The sequence below is a fragment of the Myxococcus sp. CA051A genome (genome assembly GCF_013336705.1).
GTDB lineage: Bacteria > Myxococcota > Myxococcia > Myxococcales > Myxococcaceae > Myxococcus > Myxococcus llanfairpwllgwyngyllgogerychwyrndrobwllllantysiliogogogochensis.
The window spans coordinates 400021-416732 of record NZ_JABUMS010000005.1; the positions used below are offsets into that span (position 1 = coordinate 400021).

General features: G+C 68.7%; 14 protein-coding genes and 1 riboswitch. Of the genes, 8 read left to right on the plus strand and 6 right to left on the minus strand.

Annotated features, from left to right (window positions below; genetic code table 11):
* Positions 1 to 56 precede the first annotated feature (56 nt).
* The 3 genes from HUA74_RS17765 to HUA74_RS17775 form a co-directional block, all read right to left on the minus strand.
* Positions 57 to 977, minus strand: coding sequence for an HAD family phosphatase (locus HUA74_RS17765; RefSeq protein WP_174455440.1), 921 nt, complete (start codon positions 975 to 977; stop codon positions 57 to 59).
* A 9-nt stretch (positions 978 to 986) separates the two neighbouring features.
* Positions 987 to 2822, minus strand: a complete 1836-nt coding sequence (locus HUA74_RS17770; protein ID WP_174455441.1) for an aspartate:alanine exchanger family transporter — start codon at positions 2820 to 2822, stop codon at positions 987 to 989.
* Positions 2823 to 2970: 148 nt separating this feature from the next.
* Positions 2971 to 3687, minus strand: a complete 717-nt coding sequence (locus HUA74_RS17775) for an outer membrane beta-barrel protein (protein WP_174455442.1) — start codon at positions 3685 to 3687, stop codon at positions 2971 to 2973.
* A 214-nt stretch (positions 3688 to 3901) separates the two neighbouring features.
* On the opposite strand from HUA74_RS17775, the gene HUA74_RS17780 reads away from it, so the two are divergent.
* The 5 genes from HUA74_RS17780 to HUA74_RS17800 all read left to right on the plus strand — a co-directional run bounded on the left by HUA74_RS17780 (position 3902) and on the right by HUA74_RS17800 (position 9476).
* Positions 3902 to 5650, plus strand: a complete 1749-nt coding sequence (locus tag HUA74_RS17780) for a SulP family inorganic anion transporter (protein WP_174455443.1) — start codon at positions 3902 to 3904, stop codon at positions 5648 to 5650.
* A 92-nt stretch (positions 5651 to 5742) separates the two neighbouring features.
* Positions 5743 to 6813 (plus strand): putative zinc-binding metallopeptidase, encoded by a 1071-nt coding sequence (locus tag HUA74_RS17785; RefSeq protein ID WP_141642315.1) that lies wholly within the window; start codon positions 5743 to 5745, stop codon positions 6811 to 6813.
* Positions 6814 to 6815: 2 nt separating this feature from the next.
* The gene (locus HUA74_RS17790; RefSeq protein WP_174455444.1) at positions 6816 to 7844 is read left to right on the plus strand and encodes an ATP-grasp domain-containing protein; all 1029 of its coding nucleotides are present in this window, start codon (positions 6816 to 6818) and stop codon (positions 7842 to 7844) included.
* A 69-nt stretch (positions 7845 to 7913) separates the two neighbouring features.
* Positions 7914 to 7983, plus strand: a riboswitch (guanidine-III (ykkC-III) riboswitch).
* 18 nt (positions 7984 to 8001) lie between these two features.
* Positions 8002 to 8328 carry a quaternary ammonium compound efflux SMR transporter SugE gene (gene sugE, locus HUA74_RS17795; RefSeq protein WP_141642317.1) on the plus strand — a complete coding sequence of 109 codons (327 nt, stop codon included), beginning with the start codon at positions 8002 to 8004 and terminating at the stop codon, positions 8326 to 8328.
* A 692-nt stretch (positions 8329 to 9020) separates the two neighbouring features.
* Positions 9021 to 9476, plus strand: a complete 456-nt coding sequence (locus HUA74_RS17800; RefSeq protein WP_174455445.1) for an SMI1/KNR4 family protein — start codon at positions 9021 to 9023, stop codon at positions 9474 to 9476.
* 16 nt (positions 9477 to 9492) lie between these two features.
* On the opposite strand, the gene HUA74_RS17805 is transcribed toward HUA74_RS17800, so the two are convergent.
* Positions 9493 to 10554, minus strand: coding sequence for a hypothetical protein (locus tag HUA74_RS17805; RefSeq protein WP_174455446.1), 1062 nt, complete (start codon positions 10552 to 10554; stop codon positions 9493 to 9495).
* Positions 10555 to 10751: 197 nt separating this feature from the next.
* On the opposite strand from HUA74_RS17805, the gene HUA74_RS17810 reads away from it, so the two are divergent.
* Together HUA74_RS17810 and HUA74_RS17815 are read left to right on the plus strand one after the other, a co-directional pair.
* Complete coding sequence (locus tag HUA74_RS17810) at positions 10752 to 12110, plus strand: amidohydrolase (protein WP_174455447.1); 1359 nt, start codon at positions 10752 to 10754, stop codon at positions 12108 to 12110.
* A 115-nt stretch (positions 12111 to 12225) separates the two neighbouring features.
* Entirely contained in the window at positions 12226 to 12522 is a 297-nt protein-coding gene (locus tag HUA74_RS17815; RefSeq protein WP_141642322.1) for a hypothetical protein, read from the plus strand.
* A 10-nt stretch (positions 12523 to 12532) separates the two neighbouring features.
* On the opposite strand, the gene HUA74_RS17820 is transcribed toward HUA74_RS17815, so the two are convergent.
* Positions 12533 to 13489 carry an alpha/beta fold hydrolase gene (locus HUA74_RS17820; protein WP_174455448.1) on the minus strand — a complete coding sequence of 319 codons (957 nt, stop codon included), beginning with the start codon at positions 13487 to 13489 and terminating at the stop codon, positions 12533 to 12535.
* A gap of 197 nt (positions 13490 to 13686) precedes the next feature.
* Between HUA74_RS17820 and HUA74_RS17825 the strand changes: the two genes are divergently transcribed.
* Positions 13687 to 15219: a methyl-accepting chemotaxis protein gene (locus tag HUA74_RS17825; protein ID WP_174455449.1), complete on the plus strand. Its 1533-nt coding sequence runs from the start codon at positions 13687 to 13689 to the stop codon at positions 15217 to 15219.
* 26 nt (positions 15220 to 15245) lie between these two features.
* Here HUA74_RS17825 and HUA74_RS17830 read toward each other — a convergent pair whose 3' ends face one another.
* Positions 15246 to 16640, minus strand: a complete 1395-nt coding sequence (locus tag HUA74_RS17830; protein WP_371745619.1) for an MFS transporter — start codon at positions 16638 to 16640, stop codon at positions 15246 to 15248.
* Positions 16641 to 16712: the final 72 nt, after the last annotated feature.

A 16712-nucleotide genomic window follows, 5' to 3' on the forward strand; every position in this document is an offset into this window, starting at 1 on the left:
GAGTGGACGCGTGCTGGCATGCTCCCGGACGGGCGAGCCTTGACCCACATGCTCCGTCAGCCCTGGGGAAACACCTGGTTCCAGTCCGAGCGCATGCTCACCACCGTCCACCCGTCCTTCCCCGCGACATCCAGTGCCCGGTCCAGTCGTCCCGTCTTCGCCTCGCGGTCATACGCGTACTCCCGCTCCGCGTCGTCGTGGTGGAGCAGCAACCGCAGCCGAGGTCCATCTCCCGAGCCCGCGTACTGCAGCATCTGGAGATCCCCGTCCGAGTTGCCGAACGCCAGCACCGGCCGCTTCCCGATGTGCAGGTGGATGTTGATGGGCTTGCCCTCGCCATCGTCGAGGCTGGTGAGGCCAGGCAGCTTCACCAGCACGGGCTGGCCGTCCCGCAGGTCGAAGTGTGTCTTCCCGCTGCTCCCAATCACATGCGACGAGGGGATGCCGTACGTCTCCTCGCTGAAAGCCCGCAGGAAGTCGATGCCACCACCCGAGACGATGTGCAGGTCGAACCCATGCGTCCGCAGGAGCTCCAACAGCTCCAGCATCGGCTGGTAGATGCAGTGGGTGAAGGGCCGCTGGAAGCGCGGATGCTTCGCGGTCGCCAGCCACGCCTTCGCCGTCCGGGAGAACTCCCCCGTGGTCATCCCCGCATGGGTGGCCGCGACGAGCGCCGCGGCGTCATGCTCCGTGAGCTTGCGCAGCGCCTCTTCGTCCCCCTCGATGAGCGCCTGGAAGGGTTGCTGCTTGCGCCACTCCGGATGTGCGGGCACCAGCTCCCGGACCCGGTCCACGACGAAGTGGGCCTGCACGTACATGGGCTGCTCCGACCAGAGCGTGCCGTCGTTGTCGAAGACTGCGACCCGGTCCTCCGGCCGAACGAAGCTGGACGCCCCGTCCGTGGTCACCGCATCGACGAAGTCCAGCAGCGCCCTGCGCGCCGCGCCGTCATTCCAGGAGGGAAGGGGAGCGCTCATGGCGTTCTCTCAGCCCATCAGGGCGAACATGTAACAGATGAGGGTGAGCAGCAGGTTCGAGATGGCGAACGTCACCGGATAGCCGATCGCCGGGACGATGCTCTTCGACGCCTCCTGTGCGGCCCTCATGCCGGCGCTGTTGCAGCGCGCTCCGGCGATGGCGCCCATCAACACGGCGCTGTTCATCTTGAAGATGTACTGGCCCACCATCCACCCGATGATGGGAGGAACGAAGGCCGCGATGGAGCCGATGACGAGCGTGGGCACCAGCAGACCGCCCGCGATGGCGTGCGCCACGCCTGCTCCCGAGTTCAACCCCAGGATGGCGATGAAGACGTTCAGCCCGACATCCTCGAGCAGCTGACGCGCGGACTCCGGGAACGGACCGCCGAGCGCCGGGTTGTGCGTTCGCAAGATGCTCAACCCGATGCTGACGACGAGCAGCCCCACCGCGGAGCCCAGGCTGAACTGGATGCCGAACATGGGGACCGTGATGGCGCCCAGCAGCGCACCCGCGGCGAGCCCCAGGCCCAGCGTGATGATGTCCGTGGACAGGCTGGGCTTCACCGGCGGCCCCAGCACCTTGCCCAGCTCCGCCACCCGCTTGGGGCTGCCGGTGATGCGCAGCACGTCACCCTTGTTGACCGCCTGGTCCTGGCTCACCGGAAGCTGGTCACCCGCCCGGAAGAGCGCGTTGAGGTAGATGCCTTGGCCCATCCGCAGCGCCAGCTCCCCCAGCGTCTTCCCGATGACGTCCTTGTTGTGGACGATGAACTCCACCGTGTCGAACTTCACGTTCCGCAGCTTCGAGTCGTCCACCTCCGGCCCGATGCGCGGCCCGCCCGCCAGGAGCAGCGAGACGGGGCCGAGCATCGCCACCTCGTCACCGCGACTGAGCACCAGGTCCGGCGGCGGGTTGTAGACGCGCCCCTTGTGGTAGATGCGCTCGATGGCGACCCGCGGATGCGCATGGTCCAGGTCCGCCACCGTGCGCCCCTCCAGCGCCGGGTTCTCCACCCGGAAGACCCGCAGGTCCAACGGCATGTAGCCCCGGATGAACGAGTCCGCGGTGCCCGGCAGCGGCGCGGAGTCCTCGCCCGCCAGCTCCTTCTCCATCGCCTTGCCGTCCGCCACCGCGTCCTTGCCGAACATCTTCGGCATCACCGACATCAACACGGTGAAGACAACCATGCTGATGCAGTAGAGGAACGCGTAGGACGTGGTGAGGTTGCCCGGTGCCTGGCGCGCGGCTTCCCCGGACAGGGCCGCGGAGCCACTGGCCAGCGCCGCCTGCGCCGCGCCGAAACCCGGGGTGGCCGTGTTCGCACCCGAGAGGATACCCGCCAGCAACCCCGGCGCCAGGTGCGTGAAGAAGCGCGACGCGTAGACGAGCGCCGACGACAGCAGCGGTACCAGCAGCGCCAGGATGATGAGGTGCTTGCCCTCCCGGTGGATACCGCCGAGGAACTGGGGCCCCACCTTCATGCCGATGGCGAAGATGAAGAGATTGAAGAACACCGTGCTGGTGAACTCCGGCAGGGTGTACTCGATGTTGTAGGCCTGGAAGGCCCAGAAGCTGACGATGAGGGCGAGCAGCAAGGTCGCGGCCGTGGAGCCCATGCCCACGCCCTTCACCTTCACCTCACCGAGCGCGTAACCCGCGGCCACGACGAGGAACAGCAGGATGAAGGGCTGACGGCGCAGGTAGTCCAGGATGGCGCCGAAGACGCCGTGGGGATGCGGCTGCATGGCAGGCGGCGGCTGTCCCTGTGCGAAGGCGATGACAGCCAGCCCGACGACGGCGGCTCCTGCGAGAATGGCGGCATGGCGCGCTTGGCTTCTCATGCGAGCGTCCCTCCAGATATCAATCCAGGGTAGTGCGTGGCCCTCCTCTCAGGAGGAGCCCCGCGGGGGGAGGCGGGCGTGGAATCGTGCGCCCGCCCCGGGAGGCCGCCGGGGACGCCGGGGCCTCCGGGGCGTCATGGCGCGGGCCTCAGAAGCGGACGCCCAGGTTGATGGGCAGGTACTGGCCGTTCGCCCGTCGCGAGCCCGTCGGCGTGTCGTACTCAGGGCCGAAGATGTAGTGGTAGCGCGCTTCCAGATAGACGCGCATCGGGCCGTAGACGCGATAGGAGACGCCCACACCGCCGTTCAACCCGAAGTCCGTCGTGCTGCGCGAGCCGATGACGGTGTCCACCGGGACGACGTCGCTGGTGCAGTAGAGCAACCACGGGTCGCAGACCGGGACGAGCGCCGCGCCCGCGAACTGGGTGAGCTCCACCTTGCGGTAGTACAGGCCCGGGCCACCGGTGATGTAGAGACCGAACCGTCCTTTCGGCGCGACGCCGATGAGCAGGTTGAGATCTCCGTACTGCATGATGTGGTCGCCGGAGAGGCTGGTGTCCGCCAGCAGGCCCTCTTTCACGTCGTAGTCGCTGTACTGGTATTCCGCGTGGAGGCTGACGCGCTCGGTGAGGTGGTAGCCCGCGCCGAGCAGGAATCCCCAGCCCTCCTTGAACCGGCTGTGGGTTTCAAAGAGTGGGAAGACGACGCCCACGCCCAGGTTGAACGTGAAGCTGCCAGCCACGGGTGGCTCCTGTTCGATGAAGTCCTCCTTGGATTCGGCCGCCTGTCTCAACGCACCTCCCAGGGCGGGCGGAGCGGTGAGCAGCGTGGTCAGCATCAGGGACATGACGAAGAACCGAGACATGAGACGTCCTCCTGACTGAGTCGGATGAAGCTGGGGACGTGGCCACGCGCGGGCCCGGAGCGCTTCGGGCTCGTCGCTCCCTTACGTGGGGCTTGTCCGTCGTCCTTCGAGCAGAAGCCCCGCCGGGCGCCTGCCCCTCCCCGGAAGCCCATGCGGACGATTCACGGGCGACGCACCGTCAGAGCGCGGGTTCCCACCGGAGCGAGACGAGACGATGAAGCTCACGGCGACAGACGGATGGCGAAGCGCGCGGCGGTTCGTTCCGGGACTGAGCTGGGTGCGGGGCTATCAGAAGTCCTGGCTGCGTCCGGACCTGCTCTCCGCGCTGACCATTGGCGCCATGCTGGTGCCACAAGGGCTGGCCTACGCGCAGATCGTCGGCGTCAGGCCTGTCGCCGGGTTGTACGCGGGCGCCATCGCCATGCTGGCCTATGCGCTGTTCGGGCCCTCCCGACACATGCTGCTCGGACCGGAGGCGGGTGCCGCCATCATCGCCGCGAGCGCGCTGGCGGGTGTCGCGGGCACGGACCCCGCCCGCTACGCCTCGCTCGCCGCGCTCCTGGCGTTGATGGTGGGCCTCATCAGCCTGGCGGCCGGGCTGTTCAAGACGGGCGCGCTCGCGGACTTCCTCTCCAAACCCATCCTCATCGGCTACACCAACGGCGCGGCGCTCATCATCATCGGCAGCCAGCTGGCGCGGATGTTCGGCCTGGAGCGCAAGGCCAACGACTTTCCGGGGCAGGTGCTGGAGGTGGGGCAGAACCTGGGAAAGACGCATCTGCCCACGCTGCTGCTCGGGCTGGGAATCATCGTCGTCCTCGTGCTCCTGCGGCGCTTCCTGCCGAAGCTGCCCGGGCCGCTGATCCTCGTGGTGCTCACCACCGTGGCCGCGGAGGTGTTCCAGCTCCATCACGGAGGGGTGAAGGTCGTCGGGCCCGTCGCCGCCGCACCGCCGTCCCTGGGCCTGCCCTCGGTGGGCTTCTCCGATGTCCGGGTCCTGCTCCCGGCAGCGCTGAGCCTCGCGCTGGTCAACTACGCCGGCTCCGTGCTCACCGGCCGCCTCTACGCGGACAAGCACCGGTACCACCTGGACGGCAACCAGGAGTTCCTCGGGCAGGCGGCCGCGAACCTGGCCAATGCCTTCACGCAGGGGTTCCCGGTGACAGGGAGCGACTCGCGCACCGCGGTCAATGACGCCATGGGCGGCAAGTCACAGCTGGTGGGGGTCGTCGCCGCCGTGCTGGTCACCGTGTTCGCGCTCTTCCTCACGCCGCTGCTCAAGAACCTCCCGCTGGTGACGCTCGGGGGCATCGTCATCGTCGCGGCGGTGTACCTGATGGATGTGGCCGCCGTCGTCGCGCTGTGGCGGGTGCGGCGCGTGGAAGCGGTGCTCGCGGTGGTGACGACGCTCGGCGTGTTGGTACTGGGCATCCTCCAGGGCATCCTCATCGCCGTGGCGCTGGCCCTGGGCGACCTCATCCGTCGCGCGGCGCACCCGCACGACGCCGTCCTGGGCGAGCGTGAAGGCGTGCCCGGCTGGCACGACGTCAGCCGACACACGGGCACGCACACGATTCCGGGCCTCCTCGTCTATCGCTTCGACGCGCCCATGTTCTTCGCCAATGCCCGCCACCTCCGGGAGCAGCTTCGCGCGCTGGTCGCTCGGGCGAAGCCCCCCGTGCAGGAAGTCGTGTTGGACGCGAGCGCGGTGTTCGACCTGGACGTCACCGCCGCCGACGGCCTGGAGAAGCTGCGCCGCGAGTTGGAGGCCCAGGGCATCGTCCTGGTCATCGCGGATGCGAACGCGCCGCTGCGCGGGATGCTGCGTCGCACGGGGATGATGGAGCGGCTGGGCGAGGAGAACGTCTATCTCACCGTCGAGGCCGCCGTGGCCCGCTTCCAGAAACGCGGACCAGGCACGAGCCCCGAGTCCGAGCCACCTTCGCCCCCCGCCTCCCACTGACGCGCGGCTCAGCGGGGCCTTGGTTGGCTGCCCGCCTGGCGCGCGCTGAAGGGCTGCCCGCCTGGCCCGGGGCTTCTTATCTAGAAGAGGGCATGTGGACTCCTCCCTCCCATCCCGCCTTCCCCCTGCGTGAGAAGCACCCGGCGCAACAGGGCGACGGACGCGGCGGACTGCCTCCTCGACGTGAGCAGTTGCTGCAGGCCCGCATCAAGGACCTGTCGCTGCGACTGGCGGGGACGCCGCTGGAGCGGCACATCGACCAGCTCTACGCGGAGCTGGAGTCGCGAGGCATCTCCTTCAAGCCCCAGTGCTACCTGTCCGACGAGTGGGGCTGTCCTTCCGGCGTGCCCGTCATCGGCGTGCCGTTCTACCTGGCGGACCCGGACCTGCACTCCATCGAGGCGGAGCTGGGCGGCGGCGTGGAGACGGAAGGGGAGATCCTCATGTACCTGCGCCACGAGGCCGGGCACGCCTTCAACTACGCCCACCAGCTCTACGAGACGGAGGAGTGGCGCAAGCAGTTCGGCGACTACTCGCGACCGTACCGCGACGACTACAAGGCGCGGCCCTTCTCGCGGCGCTACGTCCACCACATCGCGGGCTGGTACGCGCAGAAGCACCCGGACGAGGACTTCGCGGAGACCTTCGCGGTGTGGCTCACGCCGGACAGCGACTGGCGCAAGCGCTACCAGGGCTGGGGCGCGCTGCGAAAGCTCCAGTACGTGGAGGACACGGTGGGGCGGCTGGGCCGTACGCCACCGCGAGTCCAGTTGGCCCAGCCGGACCTGACGACGGAGGAGATGGAGGGCACGGTCCTCGACCACTATCGGCAGCGGGAGCTGGACCAGAAGGTGGACCTGGAGCTGCGCGACGCGTTCGACCAGTTCCTGGAGGATATCTTCGAGGGGCCCGGCGTGGCGCCGGTGCGCGCGGAGACGTTGGTTCGCGCCGAGCGGCAGCGGCTCTTGTCGAGCGTGAGCCACTACACGGGGGTCAGTCCCAGCGTGGTGCGGGCGCTGCTGGACCACCTGGGGGACAGGACCGCGTCGCTGGGGCTCACGCTGCACCCGGATGACAGCAGGGAGGCGGCGCTGCGCATCGCCTCGCTCGTGACGGCCCTGGCGATGAATCACCTCTACACCGACCGCTTCTTCGAGGAGTGAACATGGCCCCGGGCCCCTGGCGCATCGCGGTCCTCCACTATCAGCCGAAGGGCGAGCCGGCGGACGCTGTCATGGGGCAGGTCCGCTCGGCGCTCGAGGAGGGCGGACACGAGACCGTGGCCATTGGCGTGGACGAGAGCGTGTCCGACCTGGTCCGCATGGTGGGCCGCAGTCGCGCCGACCTGGTCTTCAACATCTGCGAGACGTTCGCCGACGACTACCGGCTGGAGGTCAACGTCGCCGCGATGTTGGAGCTGGCGCGGGTGCCCTTCACGGGCTCTGGGACGGCGGGGCTGCTGCTGGCGCAGGACAAGATCCTCACCAAGCAGCTCCTCCAGTACCACGGGGTGCTCACGCCCCGGTTCGCCACCTTCGATGGGGCGTCCCTGCAGACGAGCGGCGATTTGCGCTTCCCGGTGGTGGTGAAGCCGGCCCGCTCGGATGCGTCGCTGGGGCTGGGCGTGGAGAAGGACCTGGAGGGGCTGGCGCGGCGCGTGCGGAAGATTCGAGAAGAGTTCGGTGACGAGGCGCTCGCGGAGGAGTTCATCGAAGGGCGCGAGCTGTACGTGGGCGTGCTGGGCGACCCCTCGCGGCCGGAAGTGCTGCCGGTGGTGGAGCTGGACTTCGGCGCGAAGTGGGGCCGCAAGCGGATGAAGATCGCCAACCGCGAGGTGAAGTTCGGCCCGGAGACCGCGGGCAGCCCGAGGCTGGTGCTGCCCACGGATTTGTCGGATGAGCTGCTGGGGCGCGTCTCCCGCGCCGCCATCACCGCGTTCCGGGCGCTCAAGCTGCGCGACTACGCTCGCATCGACTTCAGGCTCTCCAGTGGGACGAAGGACCCCTATCTCCTGGAGGTGAATCCGAATCCCTACCTGGAGGCGCAGTGCGAGGTGGCGCTCGGCGCGCGGGAGCGGGGGCTGTCGTATCCCGCGCTCATCCGTCATATCGCCGACACCGCGATGCAGCGGCAGGTGTCCCCGCGCATGAAGGCCGTGCCCGTGACGGAGGCGCAGTCCGTGCCGCGGGTGTGAGGGGGGAATCTCCGGGGGCCAGAGGACGTTGAAGCCGGAGGGGCGAGGCGCTATAGACCTCGCCGTCCGTTGTTCCCAGGGAGGGGACGGCGGGCCCGGACGAGGTGCGCCGTACCCGGTCACGACAAGACGACGCTCATCTCAGGAGTCGTACGTCATGGCGTGGATCATTCTCCTCATCGCGGGGCTGCTCGAGGTGTGCTGGGCCGTGGGCCTCAAGTACACCGAGGGCTTCACCCGTCTTGTCCCCAGCGTCCTCACGGGCGTGGCCATCGTCGCCAGCATGTTCCTGCTGTCCACGGCGGCGAAGACCCTGCCCATCGGCACGGCCTACGCGGTGTGGGTGGGCATCGGAGCGCTCGGTGCGGCGGTGCTGGGCGTGGTGCTCTTCCACGAGCCCATCTCCCCGCTGCGCATCCTCTTCCTCTCCATGCTCCTGGTCGCCATCATCGGACTGAAGGCCACCAGCGGCGCGGGGCACTGAGGTCCGTTCGCGAGCAGCAGTTGCGTGTGGTATCCAGTTTTTCCATGATTAGAGAGCCTGAGGCGCGTGGCGCGGTGTGGCTTGCCGCGTCCGCGCTGGTGCTTGTTGCGTGCGGTTCGGCCACGGTGGGTTCAGTGGGGCCTCCTGCTTCCGCGAAGTGGACGGGGCCGGCCGTGCCAAGCCCCGACGGCGGTCACGTGACGACGAGCATCTATTACGGCCCATGGAGCTGCAGCGCGGACTTCATGACGCGTTGTGAGCGGCGTTGCGCCGCTGCGGGACGCTTGCTTCAAGGCTGCATCTGGCTGGCCGACATCAAGGGGGATTGGAGCGGACGTTTCCTCGGGCTTCCCGCCGCGGCCGGTGGACGTCTGGCTATCACTCACTGCTGTTGCGACTACCCCGAAACGGATGGCGCCGCGTCGAGGCGTATCTGGAACAACGCGCGACGCGGATTTCGCAACCAGTGGGCCGAGGAGTTCGGGGCCTGGCCTCGGGTGCCAGGCGGGGACATGTGGCCAGGGCACCACATCCACGACCTGCTCCATGGAGGCGACCCGGTTGCACGAGCCAACCTCCTGCCCGTCCCGCCAGAAATCCACGAGACGATCAATACCGTGTACCCCCAGTGCTATGCGGGTGACGTGCGGTGGCGCACCATTGGCCCGGACCGGCCATACTCGGATTAGCGCATGCGCCATCTCCTCGATGAAATCTCAGCCCGCCACTTTCCCAACGCCCCCGCGACGCCGGCGCAACTTGCCGCGTTCGAGCTGCGTACGGGATGGCATCTGGATGCGGACCTGCGGGAGTTCTATTCGTGGTGCGATGGCGCGACGCTGTTCCACCCTCGGCCGGATGAGAACTTCCGGATTCTGCCGCTGGCGGAGATTCAGCGTGCGCGCGTCGCGATGCGCGGGAAGGATGATGATTCGATGGGTTCCCCCGCGTGGTGGACGCTCGTCTATTTGGGGGACTCCGATTACTGCCTGGTGGACGTTGCCCCAGAGCATGCAGACCGATTTCCCATCCTCGACGCCTTCCATGAGTCGTATCCTCGGAAGGTGGTTCGAATTGCGCCACGCTTCGCGGATTGGCTCGAGCGCACACTGCGCGGCAACAATCAGCTCTGGTGGTTGCCGGGTTGACGACTGAGGTCCGTGCTCACCAGACGTAGCGAAGGATGAGTTCTCCGTAGGACAAGGAGGGCTCGCCGGATTCGAGGGTGCGGCCTCTCGCACCCAGGCCCGGGTGCGGTTCGGCGTTGAAGGTCCTCACCGCGCCCAGGCCGAGTTGGAGGTTGGCTCGGCCGGAGTAGTAGATGCCCAGCGCCGCCGTGCTGTCCTTCAGGGTCCGGTCATCCTGGCCCACCCGCTCCTGGAACCCCGTGCGGAAGACGTACTCGCCCATCACCGCCAGCGGCACCGCCGTCACCGGGTAGATGTCCAGCGTCGCGGCCAGCGAGAGGGAGACGCGAAGCGCGTGGGTGTTCTGCTCGAACCGCCCTCCCGCGACACTGTCGAACGGGCGGCGCGTCTGCCACGCATACTCCGCCGCCCCGGAGGCCTGGAGCGAGAACACCCGTCCGAAAGACTGCGCCACGTAGAGGCCGCCCTTGGTGCTGGATTCCTTCCGGGGCACGAAGAGCAGCTGACCCAGGTCTCCATCGATGATGCCCCCCACCGTTACCCCGGGCGAATCCACGATGGCGCTGATGAGCGGGAGCAGGGTGATCTCCCGACCCCGGTTGTAGCCGTAGTTCGCTCGGAACGAGAGCTGCGTTCCACTCGTGTCGCTGCGCAGAATCCGCACGACGCCCCCAAGCTGTCCGACGAGGTCGACCGAGGCGCCCGAGGCCAGCAGCCCATCCGCGTTGGAGCCGGTGATGATGGTCGCCCTGCCAAAGCCCGTGAAGCCGAGCCAGTCCGTGATGCCCAGGCTCAGGTCCAGCGTCTGCTGGATACCGGTGAGCAGGACGTCCCGCGGCTCGAGTTCGTTCACCGGGACATCCGGGACGTCATAGCGCGCGAGACCTTCCCGGATGCCCACGTTGGTGGTGACGAACGCACTTCCCTGAAGCATGGGGAAGAGGAACGTGTGGTCCTTGAGCTGGCGAGAGCGCGCGCCGCATGGCTCGGTGCAGGCCTCGTCCTTCTTGGACTTTCCCAGCGCGGGACTCGCGCCGAGGCTCAACAACACTCCCAGACTCAAGATGGCGGTCTTCATCTACGGCAACGTGGGGAACACAGCCACCCAAGACCATTGCCCCGCGCGCCCGGTCTGCGTCGCGGCGAGGACAGCGAACCGACGCCTGACGGCAAGCCCGTTGGTCCACGGACATTGAAGGCAACGCTTCGTGTGCCTGTCGCTCTCCGTCCGCCAGGCGAGGGGCATCTTCCCGCCGCTATCGGGGAGGATGTGGAATGGAAGTGACTGAGACCTTGCAACGGACCGAGCCCACGCACGCCTGGCGTCCCGACCTGACGCTCGCGCACGAGCAGCTCGCTCCACGGTTGGAGGCGTTCTATCGGGATCTGCACGCGCACCCAGAGCTGTCCATGCAGGAGCAGCAGACGGCGGCGAAGGTGGCGAGGTGGCTGCGGCACAGCGGCTATGAAGTGACCGAGGAGGTGGGCCGTCACGGCGTCGTGGGCGTGCTGCGCAACGGCCCGGGGCCCACCGTGCTGCTGCGCGCGGACATGGACGCGCTGCCGGTGGAGGAGAAGACGGGCCGCCCGGATGCGAGCCGCGTGCGGGTGAAGGACTCGCACGGCGGCACGGTGCCGGTGATGCACGCGTGCGGACATGACGTCCACATCACCTGTCTGATGGGGGTGGCGGAGCTGCTCGCCCACTCACAGCATCATTGGCGCGGCACGCTGATGATGGTCGCCCAGCCCGCGGAGGAGACGCTCGAGGGCGCGCGGGCGATGCTGCGCGACGGACTCTATGAGCGCTTCGGCAAGCCCGACGTCGCGCTCGCCCAGCACGTGGGCCCGCTCCAGGTGGGAATCGTGGGGCACCATCCGGGCGCCAGCATGATGGCCTCCGCCAACGTGCGGGTGCGCATCTTCGGCAAGGGCGGCCACGGCTCACAGCCACACCTGACGGTGGACCCCGTCGTCATCGCCGCCTACCTGGTGACGAGGCTGCAGACCATCGTCTCCCGCGAGGTGGACATCACCCGCGGCGGCGCGGTGATCTCCGTGGGGAGCCTTCACGCGGGCTCCCGCTCCAACGTGATTCCGGACGAGGCGGTGCTGGAGCTGACGGTGCGCACGCCGACCGATGACCTCCAGGGGCAGTTGCTCGAGGCCATCTCCCGCATGGCGAAGGCGGAGTGCGAAGCGGGGCGCTCCCCCAAGCCGCCGGAAATCGAGGTGATGCACCACACGCGGGTGATGGTGAATGACGACTCCTACTTCACCCGGGTTCGCTCCGCGCACGCGGCCTGGTTCGGAGAGGACCGCATCATCGACACCGGCATGCAGAGTGGCAGCGAGGACTTTCCCTACTTCGACGGGCGCGTGTCCGGCGAGAGCCACGGCGCCACGGTGCCGCTCGTCTACTGGTACTTCGGGGGCACGTCCCACGAGGCGTGGAAACGGGCCGCGGGCAAGACGCTCTGGGAGAAGCTCCGGAACCTGCCGCCGAACCACTCGTCGCGCTTCGACCCCTCGGTCGACAGCCTGCGCTTCGGCTGTGAGTCCATGCTGCTGGCGGCCCTTGCCTGCCTGGATGAAGAGCCGAAGAAGGGAGCCGAGCCCCGGGGCCTGCACTGAAAATCACGGGGGCGCTGACTGATGTTTCTACAGGGACGCAAGAAGTCCTGGCGCCAACCGTCCGGTTTTCCTCAAAGGTGGGGGGGCACGCGGCCTGCTCTATGCCACCACCGCCATGAAGTCTCAGCGGAACACCCATCGACCCTACACCGTGGAAATCGCCGCGGCGGCCTGGAGCCAGGTCGCTCGGCTCTCCCAGGAACGCTACCGCGACATCCAAGCCCGGTTGGAGGGCGTGGCGGCCCTGGCGACACCCACGCCGGAGCCGGCCACATTCCAGGTGGAGGAGCTGACGGTCCACTACGTCGTGGACGCACGGCGCCGGCTGGTGACGCTGCTGGATATCACCCGCGAGCGAAGCGCCTCCGCGAAGGGCGCCTCGCGGCCTCCGACGACGCGCTCCCCGGGTTGAGGGCCTTCGCTCAGAGCGTGCCGTGCCCGGTCGGCGCGGGCGCGGACGCCTCGATGAAGCCGCGCAGCTCCCTCGCGGTGCGAGCGGCGTCTTCCTCCATGGGGACGTGCCCCAATTCCGGATAGACGATGAGCCGCGCGCCAGGAATGGCCCGGGCGATGCGCTGGCCGTGCTCCAGCGGAATCCACGCGTCCTTCGCGCCCCAGAGGATGAGCGTGGGCATGCGCAGCTCCCCCAACTGCTTCCAGCGCGCGTCGTCTCCGCCGGCCCGCATCCGTTCGCGAGTGGCGGTCCGGTTGCCTTCTCGCAGCAGGAGCGCGTGGTACTGCTCCACCAAAGCCTCCGTCACGCGCGAGGGTTCTCCGTAGACGGCCCGCAGGTTCCGGTCGATGACCCAGCGCGGGGAGAAGAGTGACAGCACCTCTCCCACGACGGGCGCGCGCATGAGCCGGAAGACGAGCGGCGCGGGCGTGTCGCGCGGAAAACCCGCCGTGTCCACCAGCACCAGCCGCGTCACCCGCCGCGGATGGAGCAGGGCATAGCGCCAGGAGATGGAGCCACCCATGGAGTTGCCTCCCAGGACGAACTGCTCCAACCCCAGGCGCGCGCGAAACGCCTCCACCACCTCCACCATGGCGTCCGCGGTGTATCGCCCCCGCGCGTCCGGCCCGGTGAGTCCGTGCCCTGGAAGGTCCAGGGTGATGACGCGGTAGTTTTCGGACAGCTCACGCACCCAGCCCTCCCAGGTGAAAAGAGAGGCATTGGAGCCATGGAGCAGCAGCAGCGTGGGTCCCTGGCCCTGGTCCCGGTAGTGGATGCGCAACCCATCCACCTCCACGAAGCGGGAAGGCGCTGTCGCGTAGCGCGCCTCCAGCTCCTGGGGAGAAACGTCCAGACGAAGACTGGCCGCGAGAACCCCCGCGAGGAGCACGAGCACGGTGATGAGGACCTTGCGACGAAGCTTCATGGTGCAATTTTCTCCTGGAGCGGCGAGCCGCCGCGAAAGATAGACGGCGAGTCAGGCACCGGCGAGCACGGATTGGGGTGCCGACGGACCCTTGCTTCAATGTGTGTCTTCATGAAACGGCGGGTGGGGTTGCGCCATTGCCAGTCACGCGTCCACAATGGCCGCGCCGCGTTCGCCCTGCATTCCCTCGTGCTCGGATGCGATTCACTCTCTCTCAAAAAATCATCCTCGCGCCGCTCGTCGTGGCGCTGTTCTTCGCCCTGCTTTCGGTGGGGTACACGATTCCGCGCCTTCGCGAGGCCTTCGAGGAGCAAGGCCATTCGATGAGCGCGGCGGTGCCGACGGCGCTTGCCGCGGCGATGGCGGACCTGCTGCGCAATCGCGAGCAGGGAGAGGTGCAGCCCACGCTGGACGCGGTGGCTCAGGAGGGCGCGCTGGCGTACGTGGCGCTGGTGGACGCGAAGGGCGCGCTGGTGGGCGTGTCGGGGCGCCACGCGCAGATGTTGCGCGACCACGTCTCCGAGCTGGCCGCGACGAAGGAGGGCACGCCGCTGCGAGCCGAGGACGTGGAGCTGCTGGACATGGCGGCGCCGGTGCCCGGCGGTCTGGGCACCGTGCACGTGGGCTTCAATCGCACGGAGGCCCGGGGCCACATCAACGGCATCGTGGGCAACCTGCGAATCGTGCTGCTGGCCGCGCTGGTGGTGCTGATGGGGTTGGCGTGGGTGATCAGCCGCCGCATTGTCGCGCCGCTCATCGCGCTCACCGGGGCCGTGCGGCGCATCGCCGAGCACGGCGATTTGCGAGAGCCGGTGCATGTCTCGACCCAGGACGAGGTCGGCGACCTGGCGCGCGCGGTGGGGTTGCTGGTGGGCAAGCTGAAGGACCTCTTGCATCAGCTCCACTCGTCGACGGAGCTGCTCAGCGACTCGGTGATGGGGCTGAACGAGTCCGCGACCGAGCAGAACCAGATGGTCACCCGTCAGGCCGCCGCGCTCCAGGAGACGCAGGTGACGGCGCAGGAGATCCGCCAGACGGCGTTGCTGGCCTCCAGCTCCGCGCAGTCCGTCATCGAGGTCGCCGAACGCGCGGAGGCGCTGGGGAAGTCTGGCGAGGACGCCGTCTCCGCGAGCATCGAAGGCATGGTGGACCTGCGCTCCCAGGTGGAGCAGATCACCCTGCGCATCATGTCGCTGAGCGAGCGCACGCAGCAGATTGGCGGAATCACCGAGACGGTGAAGGACCTGGCGGACCAGTCGCACCTGCTGGCGGTGAACGCGGCCATCGAGGCGGCGCGCTCGGGCGAGCATGGCAAGGGCTTCGCGGTGGTGGCGCGGGAGATTCGCGCCCTGGCGGACCAGTCCATCCGCGCGACGAACCAGGTGCGGAAGATCCTCTCCGACATCGGCGAGGCCATCGCCGGCACGGTGCAGATCACCGCCGAGGGAACCCAGCGGATGGAGGCGGGGCTGACGCAGGCGCGCGCATCCGGAGACACGCTGCGCCAGCTCAGCACCATCGTCCAGGACAGCACCGCCGCCGCGCGGCAGATTGCGCAGACGGTGAGCCAGCAGGCCACGGGCATCGAGCAGATCTTCACCGCCGTCAACGAGCTGAACTCGCTGATGGGGGATACCGTGACGCGCATCTCCGCCACCAATGAATCCGCGGTGTCCCTGAAGCTGCTCTCCGAGCGTGTGGCCGAGGTGGTGCGGGCCTATCGCGTCTGAGCAGCGACGGGTGCGCGGCATGAGGCTCAGCCCGGGCGGTGACTCCCGGTGCTCGGCGGGGCCAGCACGCGGGAGGCGCGTGTTCGAGGCAACAGCCGGGACACGAGCGCGCCCATCGACGTCACGGGGTGGGCGCCGGGCTCCGGGAGGCGCGCGGCGAGCAGGCCCGCGGCGAGCCGGGCCACCGAGGACACGACGAAGAGGACGTGCAGGTTCACCCAGGGCTTGCCGCCGAGGATGAACGTCTCGGGCAGGGCGGAGGCAATGGCGCCTCCCAGCGCGGCGGCGACGGAGTAGGCCAGTCCTCCGGCCGTGGCGAAGGCGGCGAGATAGAAGGGCCGACCCTTGCGCGGCGCGACGCTGAGCGGCAGCGCGAAGATGGCCAGGCCGTGGCCGCTCCACAGCGCGCCGGCGAGCAGCACGTCGAAGAGCAGGGGCCACAGCGTCCCCGCCGAGGGCAGCAACCACAGCGCGGGGATGACGCCGATGCCCAGCGAGCACGCCATCAGCACGGGCTGCGCGCCGACCTTGTCGATCATCTTCCCCCACAGCGGCGCGGTGAGGATGCGCACCCCCGCGACGGCCGCGGCGTGCAGCGCCATGATGACGAAGGTCATCTTGAGGTTCTGGAGGCTGTGCAGCGCGAAGAACGGCGCGGACACGCCCACCGCCGCGTTCCAGGCGACCTGGTAGGTCAGCACGCGCCGCGCCAGTGGGTCCTTCAGCGGCACCAGCGCGCCCTTGAGCTCCAGCCGGGGCGTGGTGCCCGGTGGCGCGGGGTCATGCTGGCTGGCCATGAGCAGCGTCGTCACCACGCCCATGACGCAGGCGCCGAGCGCCAGCAGGGGCAGCGCCACGCCCAGGCCCTCGCTGGGCCGCAGGCGGTCCATCAACAGGCCCGCACAGAGCGAGGCCAGGGTGCCCGCCAGGGTGGTGAGCGCCGTGCGCCGTCCGAAGAAGCGTCCCCGCACCGCGCGAGGCACCAGCTCCCCCATCCACGCCACCCACGCGTTGTTGCCCACCACGCCCAGCAGCGCGGACGCCCCGGCCACGACAAGCAGCACGTGCTGCCGCGCCGCGAGCTCCAGCTCCAGCCAGGGGAGAATCGCCAGCGGGAACATCACCAGCCGCGACAGGCACACCGCCGTCAGGGCCACGCGCCGGTGACCGAACGCGGACGTCAGCCACGCCGCCGGGAACTGCACGAACTGGGCAAGAAAGGGCAGGGCGGTCATCACGCCCACCAGCAGGGGCCCCAGCTTCAAGGCGATGGCCCACGCCGTCAGCACGGTGGCACCCGCGCACGCGGTGAAGACCTCCGTGAACATGCCCTCCACCACGGAGGCGCCCAGCGTCGCGCGCAACCTTCGAGCGGGGGTGTGCGAGAGGCCGTCCGGACTGTCCGCCGGGGGCGCGCCCATGAGTGGCGCGGCCGACCCGGGCAGTGACGAGCCCGGCCGGAAGAGGGGAACGGCGGAGGCGAGCGAGGCGAA